Annotated in this window: 22 protein-coding genes; 14 read left to right on the plus strand and 8 right to left on the minus strand. The window is 64.1% G+C overall.

The features are described from left to right. Positions 1-240: 240 nt before the first annotated feature. Positions 241-1,671, minus strand: a complete 1,431-nt coding sequence (gene dnaA / locus JQ507_34325) for a chromosomal replication initiator protein DnaA (GenBank protein QRI69852.1) — start codon at positions 1,669-1,671, stop codon at positions 241-243. A 1,228-nt stretch (positions 1,672-2,899) separates the two neighbouring features. Beyond that, on the minus strand, positions 2,900-3,166 hold the full coding sequence (rpsT, locus tag JQ507_34330) for a 30S ribosomal protein S20 (GenBank protein ID QRI69853.1): 267 nt from the start codon (positions 3,164-3,166) through the stop codon (positions 2,900-2,902). A gap of 373 nt (positions 3,167-3,539) precedes the next feature. Between rpsT and JQ507_34335 the strand changes: the two genes are divergently transcribed. The 3 genes from JQ507_34335 (at position 3,540) to JQ507_34345 (ending at position 5,555) form a co-directional block, all read left to right on the plus strand. After that, complete coding sequence (locus tag JQ507_34335) at positions 3,540-3,857, plus strand: hypothetical protein (GenBank protein ID QRI69854.1); 318 nt, start codon at positions 3,540-3,542, stop codon at positions 3,855-3,857. Between the two features lie 143 nt (positions 3,858-4,000). After that, on the plus strand, positions 4,001-4,660 hold the full coding sequence (msrA, locus tag JQ507_34340; GenBank protein QRI69855.1) for a peptide-methionine (S)-S-oxide reductase MsrA: 660 nt from the start codon (positions 4,001-4,003) through the stop codon (positions 4,658-4,660). A gap of 157 nt (positions 4,661-4,817) precedes the next feature. Beyond that, on the plus strand, positions 4,818-5,555 hold the full coding sequence (locus tag JQ507_34345) for a polysaccharide export protein (GenBank protein ID QRI69856.1): 738 nt from the start codon (positions 4,818-4,820) through the stop codon (positions 5,553-5,555). Between the two features lie 165 nt (positions 5,556-5,720). Here the strand turns inward: JQ507_34345 and JQ507_34350 are convergent, their stop codons facing one another. From JQ507_34350 to JQ507_34360, 3 genes are read right to left on the minus strand one after another with little or no spacing between them, the layout of a single operon-like run. Further along, positions 5,721-6,395 (minus strand): dienelactone hydrolase family protein, encoded by a 675-nt coding sequence (locus JQ507_34350; GenBank protein QRI69857.1) that lies wholly within the window; start codon positions 6,393-6,395, stop codon positions 5,721-5,723. Between the two features lie 54 nt (positions 6,396-6,449). Next, positions 6,450-6,791, minus strand: coding sequence for a hypothetical protein (locus JQ507_34355; GenBank protein QRI69858.1), 342 nt, complete (start codon positions 6,789-6,791; stop codon positions 6,450-6,452). Next, positions 6,788-7,576 carry an alpha/beta fold hydrolase gene (locus JQ507_34360; protein ID QRI69859.1) on the minus strand — a complete coding sequence of 263 codons (789 nt, stop codon included), beginning with the start codon at positions 7,574-7,576 and terminating at the stop codon, positions 6,788-6,790. The genes JQ507_34355 and JQ507_34360 overlap by 4 nt, the downstream gene beginning before the upstream one ends. 287 nt (positions 7,577-7,863) lie before the next feature. Here JQ507_34360 and JQ507_34365 point away from each other — a divergent pair, with 287 nt between their 5' ends. Further along, positions 7,864-8,355: a (2Fe-2S)-binding protein gene (locus tag JQ507_34365; protein ID QRI69860.1), complete on the plus strand. Its 492-nt coding sequence runs from the start codon at positions 7,864-7,866 to the stop codon at positions 8,353-8,355. Further along, positions 8,352-10,637 (plus strand): xanthine dehydrogenase family protein molybdopterin-binding subunit, encoded by a 2,286-nt coding sequence (locus JQ507_34370; GenBank protein ID QRI69861.1) that lies wholly within the window; start codon positions 8,352-8,354, stop codon positions 10,635-10,637. The genes JQ507_34365 and JQ507_34370 overlap by 4 nt, the downstream gene beginning before the upstream one ends. Positions 10,638-10,703: 66 nt before the next feature. On the opposite strand, the gene JQ507_34375 is transcribed toward JQ507_34370, so the two are convergent. Then, complete coding sequence (locus JQ507_34375; protein QRI69862.1) at positions 10,704-11,168, minus strand: hypothetical protein; 465 nt, start codon at positions 11,166-11,168, stop codon at positions 10,704-10,706. Positions 11,169-11,474: 306 nt separating this feature from the next. Here JQ507_34375 and JQ507_34380 point away from each other — a divergent pair, with 306 nt between their 5' ends. From JQ507_34380 to JQ507_34390, 3 genes are all read left to right on the plus strand, one after another. Continuing rightward, the gene (locus JQ507_34380) at positions 11,475-12,398 is read left to right on the plus strand and encodes a LysR family transcriptional regulator (protein ID QRI69863.1); all 924 of its coding nucleotides are present in this window, start codon (positions 11,475-11,477) and stop codon (positions 12,396-12,398) included. A gap of 228 nt (positions 12,399-12,626) precedes the next feature. Further along, positions 12,627-13,724 carry an HD domain-containing protein gene (locus JQ507_34385; protein QRI69864.1) on the plus strand — a complete coding sequence of 366 codons (1,098 nt, stop codon included), beginning with the start codon at positions 12,627-12,629 and terminating at the stop codon, positions 13,722-13,724. Between the two features lie 153 nt (positions 13,725-13,877). Then, positions 13,878-15,167 (plus strand): cytochrome P450, encoded by a 1,290-nt coding sequence (locus JQ507_34390; protein ID QRI69865.1) that lies wholly within the window; start codon positions 13,878-13,880, stop codon positions 15,165-15,167. 104 nt (positions 15,168-15,271) lie between these two features. On the opposite strand, the gene JQ507_34395 is transcribed toward JQ507_34390, so the two are convergent. Beyond that, complete coding sequence (locus JQ507_34395) at positions 15,272-16,852, minus strand: AMP-binding protein (GenBank protein QRI69866.1); 1,581 nt, start codon at positions 16,850-16,852, stop codon at positions 15,272-15,274. Between the two features lie 191 nt (positions 16,853-17,043). Then, the gene (locus JQ507_34400; GenBank protein QRI69867.1) at positions 17,044-17,463 is read right to left on the minus strand and encodes a VOC family protein; all 420 of its coding nucleotides are present in this window, start codon (positions 17,461-17,463) and stop codon (positions 17,044-17,046) included. A 164-nt stretch (positions 17,464-17,627) separates the two neighbouring features. Between JQ507_34400 and JQ507_34405 the strand changes: the two genes are divergently transcribed. From JQ507_34405 to JQ507_34430, 6 genes are all read left to right on the plus strand, one after another. Continuing rightward, positions 17,628-18,599, plus strand: coding sequence for a tripartite tricarboxylate transporter substrate binding protein (locus JQ507_34405; GenBank protein ID QRI69868.1), 972 nt, complete (start codon positions 17,628-17,630; stop codon positions 18,597-18,599). A gap of 184 nt (positions 18,600-18,783) precedes the next feature. After that, positions 18,784-19,029 carry a DUF3551 domain-containing protein gene (locus JQ507_34410; protein QRI73636.1) on the plus strand — a complete coding sequence of 82 codons (246 nt, stop codon included), beginning with the start codon at positions 18,784-18,786 and terminating at the stop codon, positions 19,027-19,029. A gap of 94 nt (positions 19,030-19,123) precedes the next feature. Then, positions 19,124-19,582: a helix-turn-helix transcriptional regulator gene (locus JQ507_34415; GenBank protein QRI69869.1), complete on the plus strand. Its 459-nt coding sequence runs from the start codon at positions 19,124-19,126 to the stop codon at positions 19,580-19,582. Then, positions 19,582-19,929: an SRPBCC domain-containing protein gene (locus JQ507_34420; GenBank protein QRI69870.1), complete on the plus strand. Its 348-nt coding sequence runs from the start codon at positions 19,582-19,584 to the stop codon at positions 19,927-19,929. The genes JQ507_34415 and JQ507_34420 overlap by 1 nt, the downstream gene beginning before the upstream one ends. Positions 19,930-19,947: 18 nt before the next feature. Continuing rightward, positions 19,948-20,688: a DUF899 domain-containing protein gene (locus JQ507_34425; protein ID QRI69871.1), complete on the plus strand. Its 741-nt coding sequence runs from the start codon at positions 19,948-19,950 to the stop codon at positions 20,686-20,688. Positions 20,689-20,833: 145 nt separating this feature from the next. Then, positions 20,834-21,190: a DUF1428 domain-containing protein gene (locus JQ507_34430; GenBank protein QRI69872.1), complete on the plus strand. Its 357-nt coding sequence runs from the start codon at positions 20,834-20,836 to the stop codon at positions 21,188-21,190. Positions 21,191-21,198: the final 8 nt, after the last annotated feature.

Raw genomic sequence — 21,198 nt, forward strand, 5'->3', positions numbered from 1 at the left:
ATGGAAAAGCCGGGCGGCCGTTCAGGGCAGCACCGCGGCGTCGGAAACCCGAAAAGTCGGATCAATACCGGATTTGATCAAACCCACGGGGGGACCGCAAGGTGGCGCGGATGGCCGGCCGGTGCAAGGGAGACGGGCAGGAAACGGGCCCCGTTCCCCACGTTTTGGGCCGGAAAAAAGTTTAGCCCTCCCCTATGGTAAAGGGGAGGGCCATGGAACGCGCTAGAACGACGCGGCGCCTTATTCCTGGAGCTGACGCTTCAGCGACTCGACTTCCTCCGACAGCGCCGTGTCCTTGGCGACCAGTGCCTCAATCTTGCGCACTGCGTGCAGCACCGTGGTGTGGTCGCGGCCGCCGAACCTGCGGCCGATCTCCGGCAGCGAGCGCAGGGTCAGGGTCTTCGCCAGATACATCGCAACCTGGCGCGGGCGCACCACATTGGCGGTGCGGCGCGACGACAAGAGGTCGGAGCGGCTGACATTGTACTGCCGGGCGACCACGCGCTGGATGTCCTCGATCTTGATCCGCTTCGGCTCCTGCGGGCGGACCAGGTCGCGCACCTCGCGCTCGGCCATCTCCAGCGTCACCGGCTGGTTGTTGAGCTTGGAATGCGCCAGGAGGCGGTTGATCGCGCCTTCGAGGTCGCGGCCGTTATGGGTGATGGTGCGCGCCAGATAGTCGAGCACCTCCTCCGGCACGTCGAAGCTTGCGTGGTGGGCGCGGGCCGCGGCGACGCGCGACTTGAGGATGCCGAGCCGCAGTTCCTCGCCGAGCGAACCCATCTCGACAACCAAACCGCCGGCGAGCCGGGAGCGCACGCGATCGTCAAGGCTTTCGAGGTCCGACGGCGGACGGTCGGCCGCGATCACGACCTGGCGGCCGGCATCGATCAGCGCATTCAGCGTGTGGCAGAACTCGGCCTGCGTCGACTTGCCCTGCAGGAACTGCAGGTCGTCGATCACGAGCACGTCGATGCCGCGCAGCGCTTCCTTGAACGCCAGCGCCGTCTGCGTCTTCAGCGCCGCGACGAAGCCATACATGAACTTCTCGGCGGTCAGATAAAGCACCTTGCGCTCGCCGCCGGAATTGCCGGCCCAGGTCACCGCCTGCAGCAGGTGCGTCTTGCCGAGGCCGACGCCGGCATGGATGTAGAGCGGGTTGAACATCACGGGGTCGCCGCGGCGTCCCTCTGCGACCTGGCGCGCAGCCGCATGGGCCAGCGTGTTGGAACGGCCGACGACGAAGCTTGCAAAGGTCAGGCGCGGATCGAGCGGCGAGCCGCCCAGCGCGTCATGGCTGGCCGACACCGGCGCGGTCGCAACCGAGCGCAGTTCGGGCGCGGGGCGGCCATCGGTGCGCTCGACACGACGCATCTCGACCGGCGCAACCGCTTCCTTTGCCGGCGCCATCGCACGGATCGCTGAGCGCACGGTGAGGTCGATGCGGTGCACTTCGGGCATCTCGGCCTGCCAGCAGGTGAGCACACGGTCGGCGTAATGCGCCTGGATCCAGCTCTTGAGGAACCGGGTCGGAACCGACAGGTGCACGCTCTCGTCGTGCACGCTCTCCAGATCCATCCGTGCAAACCAGCTCGTGTAAACGTCCTCGCCAACGCTCGTCCGCAAACGTCCCTTCACCCGCGACCAGCGATCCTGTTCCGTGTTCGTCATTGCCTTCGTACTTTTCCAAATCTGAGAGATGATGATGGCGAAAGCGCCGTGCAGGTTCCCTGACACGACGCGACCTCTAGCGGGCGCGGTCTGCTCCGGACAAAGCTCTCCCGTGTGGCGGCCATGCGCCACGCGACAGATCAGCTGTTTGGAGAAGAGGCGCCCCGCGAGGTCAGCGCGTACTCGACGGTCTCTGCGGGTAAGAGCCAACGTCCGAGGAGTTGATTACGGCACCACTGGAGATCTGCACTTCGGCTGTCGTTAGTTCGACTGCAGTGATGATACCGTAAGGCATAAGTCCTCCCCCTCCCGCCGCGACGTATCGCGGCAAGCTGTCAGCTTGCTGGTGTCTTCAAATTCGAACTGCCGCTACCGAACACCGAAATGCCCGGCGCTTCGCCGCCGCGTGTCGTCGTCAACCCGTTCGCTTGCGCCGCGTTCCCGCTGCCGGATTCCGACGGGCGCCCTGGTCTCTCTTGTTCGATCCCCCAAATTGCCGGGGACATCGCCGGAGAAATTTTGACACAGGTCGACCATCCTCATATCGCTATGAGCCGTCAATCCAGCTTCGCTTGGAAAGCGTCGCTAACGCACACACCGCCGCCGATTTGTGCGTCCGCCCTTGGGTCTCAAACCGCGCTGATCTGGAGAGCCGTGGGCGTCGCGAACAAGAAATAAATACACCAAGCGCATTTCCTGACAATCCGTGGATTCGACGGGGATCGCGACTCTTCGCAACTGTTGCGGCGTTGCCGATGCGGAGGTGTGAAAGCAAGTTTTTGAATCACCGCGTAGAATCACGCGTGTCACAAACGATGGTGCAATACCAAAAATTTTTCATAGAAAATTTACATTTGGTCTCGCGCCGGTCATTTTTCCAATCGCTGTCCGGCACTATGTGCATAAGTAATTCGCGAAGCGTGATTTTTCACGATTGCTTTTGCAGGGTAACCCCGCCTCGTTTTTTCGACGCGAGATATCCGCGCGCTATTCCATCTATCTGGCTTAGCGCAGAACAATCTCTGCGCGAGCGCGACGCGTTAAGCATATCTGCCGGTAGAACTACGGACGCGACGAAGCATGACATGCGGTTGCGGCAATGCGAACTTTTATCGGGCTATAAAAACTTCCACGAAAGGAGGCGCGACAAAAACAAAAAGCCCGGCGCGAGCCGGGCTTCGTGACAAATGTGTTTTTCAGTCAGCTCGCGCGGCGAGCTTCGCGAACTCTACTTGGCGAGCTTGGCGATGCTCTGCGTGAGGCGCGACACCTTCCGGCTGGCGAGGTTCTTGTGAATGATGTTGCGCTGCGCTGCCTTCATCAGTTCGGGCTCGGCCTTGCGCATCGCCTTGAGTGCCGCCTCGCGGTCGCCGCTCTTGATCGCTTCCTCGACGGTGCGCACCGCGCCACGCATCTGCGTGCGGCGCGACTTGTTGACGATGGTGCGGCGGGCAATCTTGCGGGTCGCCTTCTTGGCGGAGGTGGTGTTGGCCATGGTTCTCTAACTGTCCTTCGGCGGTGATCGCTCAGTGGTCGGGCTTGCGCGCACCGGCCGGTTCAAATCTCGACTCTGATGTATTTGTCCAAGGTATCGACTTGGGTGTCCTTGAGGCGGCCATGCGAAGAGCGCAAAACTGCTGCCCCCGCATGCGGCACTGTCCAAAGAACAGCGGCGGCAGGATTGCGCCCGCCGCCATCGGCCGGTCTTATAGATGGCGCAGGCAGCACCGTCAACGCTTTAGGGACCGAAAAAGGGCCTGAAATCGGCCTCGGGAGGGCCGGATAAGCCGCTGAAGAGGTTGAATTTCCGGGGAGCGCCCGGTAAGGCCTGACGACGCGTGGGGCGCGACAGGGAGTTTGGGTGACGCATGATCCGCGGCTTTTTCCGTCTGATCGGCCTTTTGCTGCTCGCTGGCAGCTTCATCTTCATGGTCTATGACGGGGCCCGCTACGTCGCCGACCAGAGCCTGCGGTTCACCCAATTCGGCCAGTTCTGGAACGATATCCACCAGTCGAGCCAGCAGGCGTTCCATGCCTGGGTAGATCGCTTTGCGCCCTGGCTCTGGAACGGCGTGATCCGCCTGCTGCTGGAGCAGCCGGTGTTCGCGGTGCTCGGCATTGCCGGCATCCTGCTGATGATCCTGTTCCGGCCACGCAAGCCGCTGATCGGTTACGCGCGCGACTGAGCTGGCGGCGCCCCGGGGTGTAGCATCTCTTCGCCGCAGCCATCAGTAACGGGGCTGCCATCATTCGCGTAACGACATATATAGGTGACAGCCGGCCCGCAGGCCGCAGCCCGCGTCGGCCGATGTCCCGCCTGGAGGTATCCATGTTGTTCATGCGCAAGACCACCGCGTTGCCAAGCGCCGCCGAGGCGCTGCCCGGCCGCGCAACGCCGATCCCGACTGCGACCACCCATTTCGTCAATGGCAGCAAACTGACGCCGCCTTATCCGCCGGGCCTCGAGCAGGCGGTGTTCGGGCTCGGCTGCTTCTGGGGCGCGGAACGCAAGTTCTGGGAACTCGGCGACGGGATCTACACCACCGCGGTTGGCTATGCCGGCGGCCACACGCCGAACCCGACCTATGAGGAAGTCTGCTCGGGACGCACCGGCCACACCGAAGTCGTGCTGGTCGTGTTCGATCCGAAGAAGGTCGCCTACGAGAAGCTGCTGAAGACGTTCTGGGAGAACCACAACCCGACGCAGGGCATGCGCCAGGGCAACGACATCGGCACGCAGTATCGCTCCGCGATCTACACGTTCAGCGACGCGCAGCGCAAAGCCGCCGATGCGTCGCAGGCGACGTATCAGAAGGCGCTTGCCGCCAAAGGGCTCGGTGCAATCACCACGGAGATCGCACCATCGGGCGAGTTCTATTTTGCCGAGGACTACCATCAGCAATACCTCGCCAAGAATCCGGCGGGCTATTGCGGGCTTGGCGGCACCGGCGTGTCGTGCCCGATCGGCGTCGGCGCCACGGCCGCCTGATCGCGTGGCCTTGCGCTCGGTTGCCTTGCGTTCAGTTGCCTTGCGCTAAATCGACGGGGAGGCGGGATTTCCGGCTCTCCCGCCGGGTCGCGCAAACCCTTTATTAACCATAAGTGGTGCAAGACTGGGCTTGTCTCGCCGTTGAGGGATAGGTCCGGTGCCAGTTGCACGCGCGTTACGATTGCCGATCACTGCCGTTGTGGCTGCGCTCGCGCTGTCTGGCTGCATGAGCACGTCCGGTCCCGTTGCGGTCGGCCCGCAAGGTGTCGATACCGTCACCTACGGCCCGGCCTACGCATCTGCTCCGGTCGCCGACGGAGGCGGCGGTGGTGCCATCAGCGCACTGCGTTCCGCCTTTGCCGGCGCTTCCCCTGGTTATGGCTATGCCGCCCCGGTGGTCTATGCCGCCGCACCGGGTGGGCCCGCCGGTTACGACAACTCCTATCATCTCGGCCCGGGCGACAAGCTCCGCGTCGTGGTCTACGGCCAGGAAGGCCTGACCAACTCCTATGCGATCGATGCAGCCGGTGCGATCACCATGCCGCTGATCGGCTCGGTGCCGGCGCGCGGCCGCACGCCGGCCGGGCTCGCCGGAGAAATCTCGGCACGGCTGCGCAACGGTTTCATCCGCGAGCCGTCGGTGGCGGTCGAAATCGAATCCTACCGGCCGTTCTTCATCCTCGGCGAGGTCCAAGCCCCCGGCCAATATCCCTACGTTCCGAACATGACCGTCGAGAGCGCGGTCGCGATCGCCGGCGGCTTCTCGCCACGGGCCAGGCGCGACAGCGTCACGCTGACCCACACCGATGCGTCCGGCTCCGGCCGCTTCGTGGTGCCGCTGGGCACGCCGATGAGCCCCGGCGATACGGTGTTCGTCGGCGAGCGTTGGTTCTAGTTTAGGCAATCTCTCTTCTTTCGTCATTCCGGGGCGCGCGGAGCGCGAGCCCGGAATCCATTTGTCCGCGCGTCTTGCGGTGGAATGGATTCCGGGCCTGCGCCTTGCGGCGCATCCCCAGGTGCGCAATTGCGCACCAGGAATGACGGGATGGAGAGAGCCGCGCTATTTCTGCAAATGCTTCGCGAAGAATTCCATGCTGCGCGGCCAGGCGATGTCGGCGCTCGCCCTGTCGTAGCTGGCGCGCTCGTCGCAATGGAAGCCGTGCTGCGCGCCGGGATAGATGAAGACCTCGACTTCGGGCCGCTTCGACTTGATGGTCTCGACATCGCTCAAGGGAATGCCGGCATCCTTCTCGCCGAAATGCAGCTGTGTCGGCACCGCCGGCTTGTCGTCGGCGAAGCGGATGATGGCGCCGCCGTAATAGCCGATCGCAGCCGAGAGCCCAGACAGCTTGGTGGCGGCCGCATAGGCGATGCTGCCGCCGAGGCAGAAGCCGATGATGCCGACCGGCCCGACCGGTTTCACCGCGTCGATCGCCGCCTGGCTGTCGCGCAGCATCGCGGCAAAGTCCGGATTGGCGACGAACTTGCGCGCCTCGGCGACCTCATCGGGCGAGTAGCCGCTCTGGAAGTTCGGCGTGATGCGGTCGAAGATCGAGGGCGCAATCGCGACATAGCCTTCCCTCGCCAGCCGGTCGCAGACCGAGCGGATGTGGTGGTTGACGCCGAAGATCTCCTGGATCACGACGACAGCGCCCTTCGGTGCACTGGTGGGCTCAGCGCGATAGGCGCCGAGTTCAAAGCCGTCCGAAGCCTTCAGTTTGATGTCTTGTCCCATGGTCCATCCTTGTCGTGTCGCGTTTGGGGGTTGCATGAAGATCGTTGACGAGGGCTAGCGCCACATCCAGTTCTCGCCCCAGTCGCCCTTCCAGCCGGCGAGCCGGCCCTTGCGGAATTGCAGATAGAGACGGTCATGATGCTGGAACAGCCCGCTGCCGCCGATATCGCGGAAGGTCAGGAAGATCTCGTTGCCGGGCCGCCCGCTGACATAGGTGAGGGGCGTGCCGAGCGCGCGCTGCGCGTCGGCGACACCCATGCCGAACGCCAGCGGCGTGTGGTTCGACAGCGTCGCGGTGAAGGTTGGTGTGGCCGGGTCGGCGAACAGCCGTGGCTTCCGGGCGTTCGCGTCCGTTGCGGCCAGCGTCAGCAGCAGAGCGACGACAATCGTCTTCATGAGGCGGCCTTTCCAGGCGCGTTTGCCGCGAGACCGTCGAGGAACGGCAGCACGGCGTCGATGAAGGCTTTCGGCTGGTCGATGTTGACCGCATGGCCGGCGTTCGGGATCACCGCCTTCTGCGCGCCCGGGATCTTTGCCGCCATATAGTCGGAGGCCGCCAGGAACGGGGTGTCGTCGGCGCCGACCACAACCAGCGATGGCACCTTGATCGCGGGCAATGACTCGATCACCCGCGCGTCGCGCTGCGCCAGCATGCCGCGCGCGGCAAGCGCGAGGCCGCGGGCGTTGCGATGCGTGACCGACGCGCGCTCGGCGCTGAGCGACTTCAGCACCTCGAGCCCTTCGCGATCGAAGCGATCGCCGGTGTCGCGGGCGCGCTTGTTCCAGGCCTCGCGGGCGTCGTCCTTCTTGAATCCCGGGCCGGTGTCGATGATCAGCAGCGCACGCACCCGCGCAGGGTGAGCGCGATGAAAGGCGAGCGACATGTAGCCGCCGAGCGAAAGGCCGCCGACAACAGCCGTGTCGGCGCCGGCGGCATCGAGCAGGGCGGCGATGTCGCCGACCGTCAGGGCTTCGCTGTAGGCATCCGGATCGTCGGGGTAGTCGGATTGGCCGTGCCCGCGCATGTCCCACAGGATCAGCTTGTGCCGCTTCGACAGCGCCTCGATCTGGCCCTGCCACATCGCCGACGTCGATGAGTAGCCATGGGTGAGGATCAAAGGCGGACCGCTGCCGTGAATCTCGTAATAGATATCGACGCCGCTACGGTTGAGCTTGGCCATTGACGGGCTCCTTCTGTTGTCGATGTCGGGTCCGGCAGTGCTACCGACCTTGGTAGGAGTGATCGATACGGCATCAATACTGGCATTTCAAAAGCTTCATGCCGTTGCCGCATCGCACAACCGGCAGTTTCCGAGATTTATTCTTTTCGAGCAATTCCAAATTGGATTGCCTCCAGCCGGGAACCGGATCATTGTTTCGGCAACTGTCGCTTACCCGGTGGGCGCCAGCCATGACCCAACAGTGAGTTGCCGCCGTAAGCGGCTTCCTACACCGGAAGGGGAGAGAGATGCCAAATCTCAATATCAACGGACGGAACATGTCCGTCGAGGCGGCCAATGACACGCCGCTGCTTTGGGTCATCCGCGAGCAATTGCAGATGACGGGCACCAAATTCGGTTGCGGCGCCGGTCTCTGTGGCGCCTGTACGGTTCATCTCAACGGTGAAGCGGTGCGGTCATGCCAGACCTCGGTCGCCGACGCCGTCGGCAAGAAGATCACCACCATCGAAGGGCTCTCCGCGAAGGGCGAACATCCCTTGCAGAAGGCCTGGGTCGCCGAGCAGGTGCCGCAATGCGGCTACTGCCAGTCCGGCCAGATCATGCAGGCGGCGGCGCTGCTGTCGAAGAACACCAACCCGACCAAGGAAGAAGTGGTCGCGCATATGGACGGCAATCTCTGCCGTTGCATGACCTATTCACGTATCCAGAAGGCCATCATGCGCGCTGCGTCCGACATGCGCACCGCATCGGCCTCCGGATCCGAGCGGAGGGCCACATGAACAAGCACGTGAAAAACCTCGCTCCCGAGACGACCGACCTCAGCCGCCGTTCCTTCCTGGTCGGCACCGCTGCAACCGGCCTCGTGCTCGGCTATGCCGGCTCCGGCATCGATCAGGCGCTCGCGGCGCCCGCACCCGCCAATTTCGAACCGAGCGTCTGGTACTCGATCGCGCCCGATGGTCTCGTCACCGTGACTTGCGGCAAGGCGGATATGGGCCAGCACGTCGCCTCGACCATGGCGCAGATCGTGGCCGAAGAGCTCGGCGCGAACTGGAAGGACATGCGGGTCCAGCTCGCCTCCAACGATCCGAAGTTCAACGATCCCGTGCTGGGCGCGCAGATCACCGGCGGCAGCTGGTCGACGATGATGAACTTCGACGCCATGAGCCGCGCCGGCGCTGCCGGCCGCATCGCATTGACCGAAGCGGCGGCGGCCTCGATGGGCGTGCCGGCCAGCGAACTGGTGGTGCGCGCGTCGACGATCAGCCATCCGAAGTCGAAGAAGTCGATGTCGTTTGCCGACGTGGTGAAGAGCGGCAAGGCGACCAAGACGTTCACGGCGGACGATCTGAAGGCGATCAAGCTGAAGACGCCGGACCAGTACACCATGATCGGCGTCTCGGTGCCGCAGCTCGACATTCCCCTGAAGGTCAACGGCACGGCCAAGTACGGCATCGACACGATGCTGCCGGGCATGGTCTACGGCGCGCTGGTCACCCCGCCGGTGCGCTACGGCGCGGCCGTGAAGTCGGTGGACGACTCAGCGGCCAAGAAGCTGCCGGGCTTCATCAAGGCCGTCACCCTGGACGACAAGACCATGACCACGACCGGCTGGGTCGTCGCCGTCGCCAACACCTATGCCCAGGCGAAGAAGGCGGCCGAGGCGCTCAAGATCAGCTATGATGGCGGGCCGAACGCCAAGGCGTCGAGCGAAGCGCTGCTCGCCGAAGCCAAGCGGCTGCAGGGGCTGAGCGACTCCGGCCAATTCTTCGTCAAGGACGGCGATCCGGATGCGGCCTTCGGCACGGCGGCCAAGGTGCTGGAGGCGGAATACACCACCAACATCAACATCCACGCGCCGATGGAGCCGATGAACGCCACCGCGGAGTTCAAGGGCGACATCCTGCACATCTATTCCGGCAACCAGTTCGCGACGCGCTCCGGTGCGATCGCGGCCGGCGCGGCCGGGATCGATCCCAAGTTCGTGGTGATGCACCAGACGTGGCTGGGTGGCGGCTTCGGCCGGCGTCTCGACGCCGACATGATGGTGCCCGCGGTGCAGGCGGCGAAGGCCGTCGGCAAGCCGGTCAAGGTCATCTACTCGCGCGAGAACGACATGACGATGGATTTCTCGCGTCCCTTGACCTTCCAGAAGGTGAAGGCCGGCGTGGACGGCGACGGCAAGCTCGTCGCATTGAGCCACGACGTCGTCTCCGCCTGGCCGACCCAGCGTTGGGGAATCCCCGACTTCCTGTCGCCTTCGGTCGACAAGAAGGGACCGCTCGACGCGTTCACCGTCAACGGAGCGGACTTCTTCTACACCGTACCCAACCACTATGTGCGGGCGATCAAGAACGAGATGGCGCACAACGCCACCCCGTCGGGTCAGCTCCGCTCGGTGGCGCCGGGCTGGACGTTCTGGGCGGTCGAAAGCATGGTCGATGAGATCGCGCATGCGACCGGCAAGGACCCGGCCCTGCTTCGTGTCGAGCTGCTCGACGGCAAGGGCAAGAACGACGGCGGCGCGCAGCGTCTCCGCAATACCTTGCTCGCGGCGATGGGTCTCGCCGGTTACGGCACCAAGAAGCTGCCAAAGGGCGAAGGTATGGGCGTGGCCTGCGTGTCGTCGCAGGAGCGCGCCACCGCAAGCTGGACCGCCTGCGTCGCCCATGTCGCGGTCGCTCCGTCGGGCGAGGTGACGGTGAAGAAGCTGACGGTTGCGACCGATGTCGGTACGCAAGTGAATCCCGATGGCATCCGGGCCCAGGTCGAGGGCGCGGCGCTGTGGGGCATGTCACTGGCACTGTTCGAGAAGGCGACGTTGAAGGACGGCGGCATCGAGCAGACCAACTTCGACAGCTACACGCCGCTTCGGATGAGCCAGCTGCCGGAAGTCGCGGTCAGCGTCATCGCCAACGGCGAGAAGGCCACCGGCGTCGGCGAGCCCGCGGTGACGGTGGTGGCGCCGGCGATCGGCAACGCCGTCTTCAACGCGGTCGGCGCCCGCGTCCGCGGCCTGCCGATCACGGCGGAGGCCGTCAAGGCGGCGATGAAGGCGTAACGTCCTGAACGATCGAACCGATGAAAACGCCGGAGAGCACCGCTCTCCGGCGTTTTTCATTCGTGATCACCGGGGTGAATTGTCGGCGAACTTCGCGAAGAACGAGTTATAGACCTGCGGATCGGTCACCACGCGGGTCTTCGAGTCGCCCTTGCTGTCCCAGATCGTCGTGATGAATTCGGCGTGTACGGCAGTGACGCCCGACACCGCATGCACGGTCACCAGCGCGCGCGTCGTCTCGTGGTCGGGCTTGCCCTTCAGCATCGGCAATTTGGCGTTGATCACCGCTTGCAGCATCTGGTGGCCACGGTCGGCGATCTTGTGATTCTTCTCGCCCTGCACCAGTGCGCCGGAGCTGTCGATTGACACCTGCTCGAACTGGTTTGCCTTCAGCGAGGCTTCCGCGGCCTTCAAAGCATCGTTGATGGTGATGCCGACCTTGCGGTTTTGCAGCGATACCAACGCCGCCTTGTCGCTCTCCGACAGGTCGCTGGTGACCTGCTTAGACGAGCACTTGCCGATCAACGTCACCGAACACTCTCCCGTGACGCGATCGGATGGGTCGTGCGCACAGGAGGCCACGCAGAGTCCGGTCAGGAGGGTGGCAAGGTTGCGTGCCAGGCCGGCGCGCTTGGGGGCATGCATCACAAAGGTCCATGAGGGACGCGCGCCTGCGATGGCGCGGCCAATCCGCAGCGCCGCAGCCACATCGTGGCCGGTGTTCGGATCGATCGCGCCCCGGCAGGTCGGCGGCGAGGGGCAAGTGAGTTGTGAAACTCCTAGCGCAACGCAGCACATCCATCTAATGGATACTTTGTATATCCGGGTATTGATCAGATGAATTTGCGTTCAATCGACCTCAATCTGCTGGTGGTGTTGCAGGCGTTGCTCGCGGAACGCCACGTCAGCAAGGCGGCCAAACGTGTCGGCCTCTCGCAGCCGGCGCTCAGCAATGCGCTCGAGCGATTGCGCGTGTTGTTCGACGATCCGATCCTGATCCGGCATGGCAATCGCTTCATGCCGTCGCCAAAGGCCGAGCGCCTGGCCGGTCCATTGAACGACGTGCTGGCCGGGGTCGAAGCCGTGGTCGGGCTGACCCCGCAGCCGCTGTCCGAGGTTCGCCAGACCGTCACGTTGACATCGGGCGATTATGCGCTGGCAGGATTGCTGCCGGATCTGTGGCGATGGGTTCAGGCGAGGGCGCCGTATCTGTCGGTCCACGCCAAGCCGTGGCCGGGCCCGGACGCTGCGGTGCGCATGGTGGTCGAAGGCACCTGTGATCTCATGGTGGCACCGCTCGAGCCGCTGCCCGCCAAGCTGCACGCGCTGAAACTCAGCCGCTCGGACTTCGTCGGCATCGCCAGACCCGGTCATTCGATCCTCAAGCGGCCGTCGCGCGAACGCTTCATGGCGCAACGCCACGTTGTGGTGTCCTCCGACGGACTGTTTCCGAACCGGATCGATCTCGCCTTGCGCCGTCAGGGGGTCACGCGCGACATCGGCCTGGTGGTGCCGAGCCACATGCTGGTGGCCGGCCTCGTCGCCAACAGCGATCTGCTCGGGATCGTTCCCGATGGGCTGGTGGAGCGTCGCGCCGACGTTGCAAAGTTCAAGCTTCCGTTCGATCTGCCCGGCTTCGACGCGGGCGTCGTCTGGCACGAGCGCAGCGAGCGCGACGTCGGCATCAGCGGTCTCCGCGATGGCATCAAGGAACTTGTGGAGATGGCGATCACTGCCGGCTATCTCAGACCCTGCGACTGAGCGCGCCGACGCGGGTATCAACGTCGTCTTGGGCCACCCAAAAACCGATAATTGGCTGTGCGAGCCGCCTCGGCGCGTCGGTCCAGCCAGCCTGATTTTGCTGGCAGATGTTGCGGTCGCTCAAATTGTAGCCATTGCGCTTAACCGCCGTTCAGCATCCCCATTAAGCCGGAGGGAACGCATCGTCAGCTAGCGTCCGGCGTCGGTCGTTACCGCGACGGGGATGTCATGACTGCCTTAGCCAATAACCAGACTTCGAAGCGCCGCCTCTTGCTGGCGTCAGATCGAAGCGATCAAAGCAACGAACTCGCCAGCATCCTGCGCGCGGTGGGCGAGGTCGACACCGTTCTGACGTCGGATATTCCCGAGCGGCCGGCCCACGATCTCTCCGGCATCGTCGTCGACATCAACCTGCGCTCGCCGGAAGCCGTGCAGTTGGTGCGCACCAAGCTGCAGGGCGACGCCTATCGCGAGATGCCGCGGCTGTTCGTGCTGGCGGATGCGCTGCACCACGCCTCGATGCAGGCCTGGGCGCTCGGCGCCACCGACACGATCTCGCGGCCATTCGATGCGCGCGGCCTCCTGCAGCGCATCCGCGCTGCATTTCCCGACGACAGCGGCTATGACGAGACCGACCGTGGCAAGGCGCTGAACCGCGGCGTCGAGGCCGCGCATGCCGTGATGGTGAAGATGTTCGAGCGGATGCGCGCCGGCGAGCCGCTCAAGTTCGAGGACATCGTTGCCGCCGAAAACAAGATCCTCAAGGCGATCAAGCACAACTCGCTGCGCGAATGGCTGACCACGGTCGGCTGTCATCACCAGGAGACCTATCGCCACTGCCTGTTCGTGACCGGCTTTGCGGTCGCGTTTTCGCAGCATCTCGGCATGCGCGACGACGACCAGCGTCGGCTCGCGCGCGCGGCGCTGTTGCACGATGTCGGCAAGGCCTTCGTTCCGGTCGCCCTGCTCGACAAGCCCGGCGCACTGACGGTCGAGGAAATGGCCGAGATGCGCGAGCATCCGCGCCGCGGCTACGAGGCGTTGTCGGCGCAGGGCGGCTTCCCGCCGGAAATGCTCGACGTGATCCTGCACCATCACGAATTCCTCGACGGCACCGGCTATCCAAACGGTCTCAGCGGCAACCAGATCAGCGACATCGTCCGCGTCACCACGATCGTCGACGTCTATGCCGCCCTGGTCGAGAAGCGGGCCTACCGGCTGCAATTCACCCACGCCAAGGCGTTCTCCATGATGGAGGAGATGGGCGGCAAGCTCGACCAGCAATTGCTGCAGGCGTTCCGCCCGGTGGCGTTCGGGCATTATTGAGGACTTCCTCCCCGCCGTCATTGCGCCGGCACGCCCCGCAATCGCGTGTGCGGCGGGGTTTGTAGCCAATCAACGCAAGTCCTTTGTCCTTAACCCTGCCTAGATTTCGGCGATCATCGGCACGACCCGATGCTGGGACAGGTGAGGACGAACATGGACACGGCAACGACCGGGGATATCAACATCCCCGCCGACATCGCGGCAACCCTCGTCGATCCCGTCGCCTATGCCGACGATCGCATCCACGACAGCTATCGCTGGCTGCGCGCCAACAATCCGCTCGGGATCGCGCAACCGGAGAAGTTCGATCCGTTCTGGGTGGTGACCAAGCACGCGCATATCCAGGCGATCAGCCGGCAGAACGACCTGTTCCACAATGCCGACCGGCCGACCACGCTGACCAACCGGGCGCTCGAGGAGCGCGTCCGCAAGATCACCGGCAGCCCCAATCTGGTGCGCTCGCTGGTACAGATGGACGCGCCGGACCATCCGAAATACCGCGCGCTGACGCAGGGCTGGTTCATGCCGAATAATCTCGGCAAGTTCGAGGGCCGCGTCCGCGAGATCGCGCGCGCAACCGTGCGGCGCATGCTCGACCGCGGCGGCGCCTGCGATTTCGTCGACGACGTCGCGCTCGGCTATCCGCTGCACGTCATCATGGAGATCCTCGGCGTGCCCGAGGCGGACGAGCCGCGCATGCTCAAGCTGACGCAGGAGCTGTTCGGCCCGCAGGATCCCGACACGGCGCGCGTCCGAGACGCGCTGAGCGCGGAGCAGGTCTCGGTGATGCTGCAGGCGATCATCGCCGACTTCTCCGCGTATTTCCGCAAGATCACCGAGGATCGTCGGCAGAACCCGCGGGACGATCTCGCCACCGTCATTGCGAATGCGAAGATCGGCGGCGACTATATGCCGGAGCACGATCAGACCAGCTATTACATGATCGTTGCGACCGCGGGCCACGACACCACCTCATCCTCGACCGCAGGCGCGATCTGGGCGCTGGCCAGGGATCCCGTGGAATTCGCCAAGGTGAAGGCCAATCCGGACTTGATCCCGGGCCTGGTCGACGAGGCGATCCGCTGGATGACGCCGGTCAAGCATTTCATGCGCTCGGCCACCGCCGATACCGAGCTCGGCGGCCGCAAGATCGCCAAGGGCGACTGGCTGATGCTGTGCTACGCCTCGGGCAATCGCGACGAGGAGGTGTTCGAGGAGCCCGATCGCTTCCGCAGCGACCGCAAGCCCAACCGCCACGTCGCGTTCGGCTACGGCGCGCATCTATGCCTCGGCCAGTATCTCGCCAAGCTCGAGATGCGCATCCTGTTCGAGGAGCTGCTGCCGCACCTGAAGTCGCTGTCGCTCGACGGCGAGGTGAAGATGACGCAGGCCTATTTTGTCAACGGTCCGAAAAAGCTGCCGATCAGGTTCGAGGTGAATTGACGTCTCACCGTCATTGCGAGCGAAGCGAAGCAATCCATACGTTCATATGCGCGGAGAGACGGATTGCTTCGTCGCTTCGCTCCTCGCAATGACGGGGCGGGCTCTTATTCCAGCATCTTCCGCAGCTCGGCCTTCGCGACCTTCTCCAGCGTCGAGCGGGGCATCTCGTCGACGAAGCGGATCTCGCGCGGCACCTTGAAATCGGCGAGGCCTGCGCGGCAGGCGGTCATGACCTTGTCGTGCAGGTCGGCAGGCAAGGCGGCGATGCCGGTTTGCGGGATGATGAAGACAACCGGCACCTCGTCCAGCATCGGATGCTTCTTCGCCACCACGGCGGCCTCGCGCACGCCCGGTACCACTGCGATCACCTGCTCGATCTCGGAGGCCGCGACGTTCTCGCCGCCGACCTTCAGCATATCCTTGGAGCGGTCGCCGAACTTGATGTAGCCGCGCTCCAGCATCGTGACGCGATCGCCTGTGATGAAATAGCCATGCTCGTCAAAACTCTCGCGCGTCGCCTTCTCATTGTGCAGATACTCGGCGAACAGTGACAGGCCGGGAATGCCCTTGATCAGGAGATTGCCGGTCTCGCCGACGCCGGTCGCGGTGCCGTCATCATTGGTGATGCGGATTTCGTATTCCGGCGCGGCGCGGCCGATCGACATCGGCGGGTTCGGCTGGTCGACCTCGCCGATGATGCCGTGGGTGATGGTCTCGGTCATGCCCCACCAGCCGATGATCTTGATGCCGAATACGGCGAATGGCGGCGGCTCGTTCACGGCGGTGCCCCAGAGCCGGAACTTGTGATGCTTCGGCACCTCGTGCTCCAGCAGCGCCTTCATGCAGAACGGGATCGTCGAGGTCCAGGTCGAGCCGTGCTCGAGCGCCACCGGCCAGAACCGGCTCGCCGAGAAGCGTGGCTGGATCACGCAGGTCGCGCCGACCCACAGGCTCGCCAGCATCGAATAGGCCAGCGCGTTGGTGTGGAACAGCGGCAGATAGGTCTGGTGCACGTCGAAGCCATGCAGATCCTGGTGCGCAGCATTGATCTTGGCGCCCCACAGCGCGTTGGCATGCGTCCACAGCACCGCCTTCGGACGCGACGTGGTCCCGGAGGTGTACTGCACGCTGCACGGTGCCAGCGGATCGATCAGGCGCTTCGGCCGGTCGGCGCTGTCGGCGAACAGCGCGTCAAAACTGTCGCCTCGGGCGGGCGCCTGAGACGGCGCCTGCCCGGCATCGTGCGAGATCACGGCGATCCAGCGAAGCCCCTTACAGTTGGCTGATATCAGTTCGGCATAGGCCGGCTGGGTGATCGCGGCGACCGCGCCGCAATGGCCGGCGAAATATTCGATCTCGGCGGCAGCCGAGCGGGTGTTGGTGGTGACGGCGATCGCGCCGAGCTCGACACAGGCGAACCACGACATGATCGCCTCGACGCAATTGTCGAGATGGATCAGGACATAGTCGCCTTGCTTGATGCCGCGTTTGGCGAGGCCCGCCGCCAGCGCGCCGACGCGCTCATGGAATTCGCCGTAGTTCCAGCGCCGCGCCGGCGCGTCGAACGGAGCCCAGATCAGGAACGGATGATCGCGGCGCACCTCGGCGCGCATCCTGAGCAGCCATGGCACGTCGAGCCCCGCAAACGGACCTACGACACCCGGGACTGCACTTGAACTGGCCATACGTCCTCCCGCGCAGCCTTGCCGGCCGCCATTGATCTTGGTTGGGAGCAGTTCTGCCATCGGCGTGCGCCAAGCGCAAATCGGAAGCGCAGCGCTGGAGCAATCTGTTCCGCGGCGCGGAAGGCCTGATTGCCTTGTGGGCCTGTCATCGGTCGCGCATCCGCGCGAGCCGTCGCGCGCAACGAAAACGACTACGTCGTGCCGTCCTCGTACGACGAAATCTCGATCAGGCTGCCGTCGGGATCTCGGCAGTACACCGAGCGCAGCGTGCCGCGTGCGCCCTGCTTGGCCACCGGGCCTTCCTCGATCTTCACGCCATTGGCCTTCAGATGCGCCACCACCTCGTCGGGCGTGCTCGAGGTGAGGAAGCAGAGGTCGTCGCTGCCGGCCGCTTCATGATCGGCGGTGAACCAATCCACCTTGTCGGCATCGCACGGCCGCACATTGATCTTCTGGTTGCCGAACACCAGCGAGGTGCGCGGTGTCTTGCCCTTGCCGGGGTCGAACACCTTCACCTCCATGCCGAGGATCCTGCTGTACCAGGCAACCGAGCGCACGACATCGGTGACGTTGATCACGAGATGGTCGAGCCCATTCACCTTGACGGACATGATCGATCCTTTTGGTCCAGCGCATTTGCAGCTTAGTCTTTCGTCGCGGTCAGTGTCGCACGTGTCGCACTGGTCGCATCTGACATTGTTTGTTAGAACCGCGCCGCACGCAACGCAACAGAAACGGGCAGGGGGCCAAACCCTGCTGGATCGGGAGAGACTTCATGATTTCACGCCGCACTGCGCTGGGCCTGATCGGGTCGGGAATTTCGACATTCGCGATCGGCCGCGCATCCGCAGCCGACTATCCGGCGCGGCCGGTGCGCTGGATCGTGGGCTATCCGCCGGGCGGCGCCACCGACATCATCGCGCGCCTGATCGGGCAGCGGCTGTCGGAAAAGCTCGGGCAGCAGTTCGTGATCGAGAACAAGCCGGGCGCCGGCAACAATATCGGCACCGAGGCTGCGATCAACGCCGAGCCGGATGGTTACACCGTGCTGCTGGTCAATCCGGCGAACTACATCAACGCCTCGCTGTACGCCAATCTGAAGTTCAACTTCGTGCGCGACGTTGCGCCGGTTGCGTCCTTCAACCGCGTGCCGAACGTGATGACGGTGAACAAGGACGTGCCGGCGAAGAACGTCGCCGAGTTCATCGAATATGTGAAGTCCAATCCCGGCAAGGTGAACATGGCCTCGTCCGGCAACGGCACCTCGGTGCATCTGTCCGGCGAGATGTTCATGTCGATGACCGGCTGCAAGATGCAGCACGTGCCGTATCGCGGCGCGGCGCCCGCGATCACCGACATGCTCGGCGGCCAGGTGCAGGTGATCTTCGACAACATGCCCTCGATCATCCAGCACATCCGCTCCGGCTCGCTGCGCGCGCTCGGCGTGACGACGACGGATCGCTCCTCGCAATTGCCCGACGTGCCGGCGATCGCCGAGACCGTGAAGGGCTATGAGGCGAGCGCGCTGTTCGGCATGGGGGCGCCGAAGAACACGCCGAAGGAATTGATCGCCAAGCTCAACGCCGAGATCAACGCCGTTCTCGCCGAGCCCGACATGAGGAAGCGTCTGGTCGAACTCGGCGGCGACTCGCTGATCCAGACCCCGGAGGCGTTCGACAACGACATCAAGGCCGAGACCGACAAGTGGAAGAAGGTGGTCGAGTTCGCCGGCCTCAAGGTCGAGTAGGCCTCGGACGTTCAACGTTGCCGGTCCGCGCGGCGATGGCTGTCCTGCAAGGCAAATTGCGGGACCTTGACGCGGAATAAAATGACCTTCAGGAACCTTACCCAGGATGCCGCGCTTGAACTGCGGCATCTCAAGGAGGCGGATCATGCGCACATCGCAAATGGCAATGCTTGTCCTGGGAGCGATGACGCTTGCCGGCACGGCGAGCGTCACACCCGCTTCCGCCGATCCTTATGATTATCCGTGGTGTGCGCAGGGGCCGAGCCTGGGCTATCCGGGCGAATGCGCCTATCGAACCTACGAGCAGTGCCTCGCGAGCGTGTCGGGCCGCTATCTCGCTTGCGGAGAAAATCCGCGCTTTCTGTTCAGCGAGCCCCCGCCGCCGCCGCGCCGCCATCAGCGCCGGCATCGGACGGTCTACCCCGACTAGCAGACTTCCGGCCGGCGCCGCGCACCTATCCGTCGTCGCGCGATCGTGAAGACGCGCGCTTGACGCCGCGCCGTTTGCGCTTATACTAAACCATATGGTTAAGTATCAGGACGAAACGCTGGACCGCACCTTTGCGGCGCTTTCCGATCCCACCCGCCGCGTGCTGCTGGCGCGGCTCGGCGAGCAGGAAAGCCTGTCGGTGAGCGAGCTGGCGCAGCCATTCGCGATGTCGTTGCCGGCGATCATGAAGCATCTCGACGTGCTCACGGATGCCGGTCTGGTCGCGCGCGAAAAGACCGGCCGCACGGTGGCGTGCCGGCTCACCGCGCGGCCGATGGAGCAAGCGATGAACTGGCTCAATCGGTATGCGCAATTCTGGTCCGACAATCTCGACCGCCTTGCCGCTTTTGTGGAGGAAAACCCGTGGCAGCCAACAAATCCGCAGTCGCAGCCGACGCCGGCCTTACCGCGCGTCCCAGCCTCACCCTCACGCGGCGCCTCCGCGCCCGGCCGGAGAAAGTCTACGCCGCGTGGACCGAGCCGGAAAACCTAGTGCAATGGTTCGGTCCGGGCCAGGTCAAGCCCGGTACGACACAGGCCGAGCTCGATGTCCGCGTCGGCGGCCGCTACCGGATCAAGTTCACCGGGACCAACGGTGAATATCACGAGGTCGGCGGCATCTATCGCGAGGTGGTGCCGAACGAGAGGCTGGTGTTCAGCTGGGCCTGGCATTCGACGCCGGAGCGCGTCTCCGAGGTGACGGTGTCGATCAGGCCCGACGGCGGCGGCACCTTGCTCACCTTCCATCACGCGCAGTTCGTCGATGAGGCCGCGCGCGACAACCACCAGCGCGGCTGGACCGAATTCCTCGGCAATCTCCAACATTACGTCGACGCCTGAAGCGCAAAAGAGCATCGCATGTCCCAGCACAAGATCGTCTCGCGCGAAGAATGGACCGCGGCCCGCAAGGCGCTGATGATCAGCGAGAAGGAACTGACGCAAGCCCGCGAAGCGGTGAGCCGGCAACGCCGCGAGCTGCCGTGGGTCAAGGTCGACAAGGACTATGTGTTCGATGGGCCCGGCGGCAAGGTGACGCTCGGTGATCTCTTCAAGGGCAGGCCGCAGCTCGTGGTGCAGCACGTGATGTTCGCGCCGGAGTGGGACGCGGCCTGCAAGAGCTGCTCGTTCTGGGTCGACGGCTTCGAGCGCATGGTTCCGCACCTTGCCGCGCGCGACACCACGATGGTCGCGATCTCGCGCGCGCCGCTGGCCAAGCTCGAGGCCTTCAAGCAGCGGATGGGGTGGACCTTCGACTGGGTGTCCTCCGGAGAGAATGACTTCAACTACGATTATGGTGTGTCGTTCACACAAGGGCAGATCGATGCGGGCGACGCCAAATACAATTATGGAACGACCCCGCTCTATGGGCCTGAGCTGCCCGGCATCAGCGTGTTCTATCGAGACGAGGCGGGAAGTGTGTTCCACACCTACTCGACGTTCGCGCGCGGCCTCGACATGATGAATGCCGCCTATCACTATCTCGACTTGACGCCGCTCGGCCGCCATGAAGAAGGACTGCCCTATCCGATGGACTGGGTGCGGCTACGTGACCAGTATCAACCGGAGCCCGTTCAGGCATCCTGCTGCTGTCACTCCTGATCGTGGTTGCGAGTCAACGGGTCGCGCGAATGCGCGCCCAATGACGGGCTCCGCGAAGCAATCCATCGCGCCGCAAGTGCAGGTACGGATTGCTTCATCGCTTCGCTTCTCGCGATGACGACGCAATAACGACAAGGAAACGCCCATGCTTTACGTCGATGGCTTCGTCGTCGCAGTGCCGAAGAAGAAGCTCAAGGCCTATGCGAAGCTCTCGAAAATGGCCGGCAAGGTCTGGCGCGAACATGGCGCGCTGGATTATCGCGAGTGGGTTGCCGACGACGTCAAGCCGGGCAAGCTGACATCGTTTCCGCAGAGCGTGAAGCTGAAGGCCGGCGAAACCGTCGTGTTTGCCTGGATCACCTACAAGTCGCGCGCCCAGCGCGATCGGATCAATGCCAAGGTGATGGCCGATCCGCGCTTCGCGTCGATGGATCCGAAAACGGCGCCGTTCAATGTGCAGCGTATGATCTACGGCGGCTTTGCTAGCCTGGTGAAGGTCTGAGGCGGCAC

Source organism: Bradyrhizobium sp. PSBB068, assembly GCA_016839165.1.
Lineage (GTDB): Bacteria > Pseudomonadota > Alphaproteobacteria > Rhizobiales > Xanthobacteraceae > Bradyrhizobium.

Bases quoted from the DNA above. Each gene is read 5' to 3' on its own strand.
- dnaA (QRI69852.1), bottom strand. From the start codon at position 1,671: ATGACGAACACGGAACAGGATCGCTGGTCGCGGGTGAAGGGACGTTTG.
- rpsT (QRI69853.1), bottom strand. From the start codon at position 3,166: ATGGCCAACACCACCTCCGCCAAGAAGGCGACCCGCAAGATTGCCCGC.
- JQ507_34335 (QRI69854.1), top strand. From the start codon at position 3,540: ATGATCCGCGGCTTTTTCCGTCTGATCGGCCTTTTGCTGCTCGCTGGC.
- msrA (QRI69855.1), top strand. From the start codon at position 4,001: ATGTTGTTCATGCGCAAGACCACCGCGTTGCCAAGCGCCGCCGAGGCG.
- JQ507_34350 (QRI69857.1), bottom strand. From the start codon at position 6,395: ATGGGACAAGACATCAAACTGAAGGCTTCGGACGGCTTTGAACTCGGC.
- JQ507_34355 (QRI69858.1), bottom strand. From the start codon at position 6,791: ATGAAGACGATTGTCGTCGCTCTGCTGCTGACGCTGGCCGCAACGGAC.
- JQ507_34360 (QRI69859.1), bottom strand. From the start codon at position 7,576: ATGGCCAAGCTCAACCGTAGCGGCGTCGATATCTATTACGAGATTCAC.
- JQ507_34365 (QRI69860.1), top strand. From the start codon at position 7,864: ATGCCAAATCTCAATATCAACGGACGGAACATGTCCGTCGAGGCGGCC.
- JQ507_34370 (QRI69861.1), top strand. From the start codon at position 8,352: ATGAACAAGCACGTGAAAAACCTCGCTCCCGAGACGACCGACCTCAGC.
- JQ507_34380 (QRI69863.1), top strand. From the start codon at position 11,475: ATGAATTTGCGTTCAATCGACCTCAATCTGCTGGTGGTGTTGCAGGCG.
- JQ507_34385 (QRI69864.1), top strand. From the start codon at position 12,627: ATGACTGCCTTAGCCAATAACCAGACTTCGAAGCGCCGCCTCTTGCTG.
- JQ507_34390 (QRI69865.1), top strand. From the start codon at position 13,878: ATGGACACGGCAACGACCGGGGATATCAACATCCCCGCCGACATCGCG.
- JQ507_34395 (QRI69866.1), bottom strand. From the start codon at position 16,852: ATGGCCAGTTCAAGTGCAGTCCCGGGTGTCGTAGGTCCGTTTGCGGGG.
- JQ507_34400 (QRI69867.1), bottom strand. From the start codon at position 17,463: ATGTCCGTCAAGGTGAATGGGCTCGACCATCTCGTGATCAACGTCACC.
- JQ507_34405 (QRI69868.1), top strand. From the start codon at position 17,628: ATGATTTCACGCCGCACTGCGCTGGGCCTGATCGGGTCGGGAATTTCG.
- JQ507_34410 (QRI73636.1), top strand. From the start codon at position 18,784: ATGACGCTTGCCGGCACGGCGAGCGTCACACCCGCTTCCGCCGATCCT.
- JQ507_34415 (QRI69869.1), top strand. From the start codon at position 19,124: ATGGTTAAGTATCAGGACGAAACGCTGGACCGCACCTTTGCGGCGCTT.
- JQ507_34425 (QRI69871.1), top strand. From the start codon at position 19,948: ATGTCCCAGCACAAGATCGTCTCGCGCGAAGAATGGACCGCGGCCCGC.
- JQ507_34430 (QRI69872.1), top strand. From the start codon at position 20,834: ATGCTTTACGTCGATGGCTTCGTCGTCGCAGTGCCGAAGAAGAAGCTC.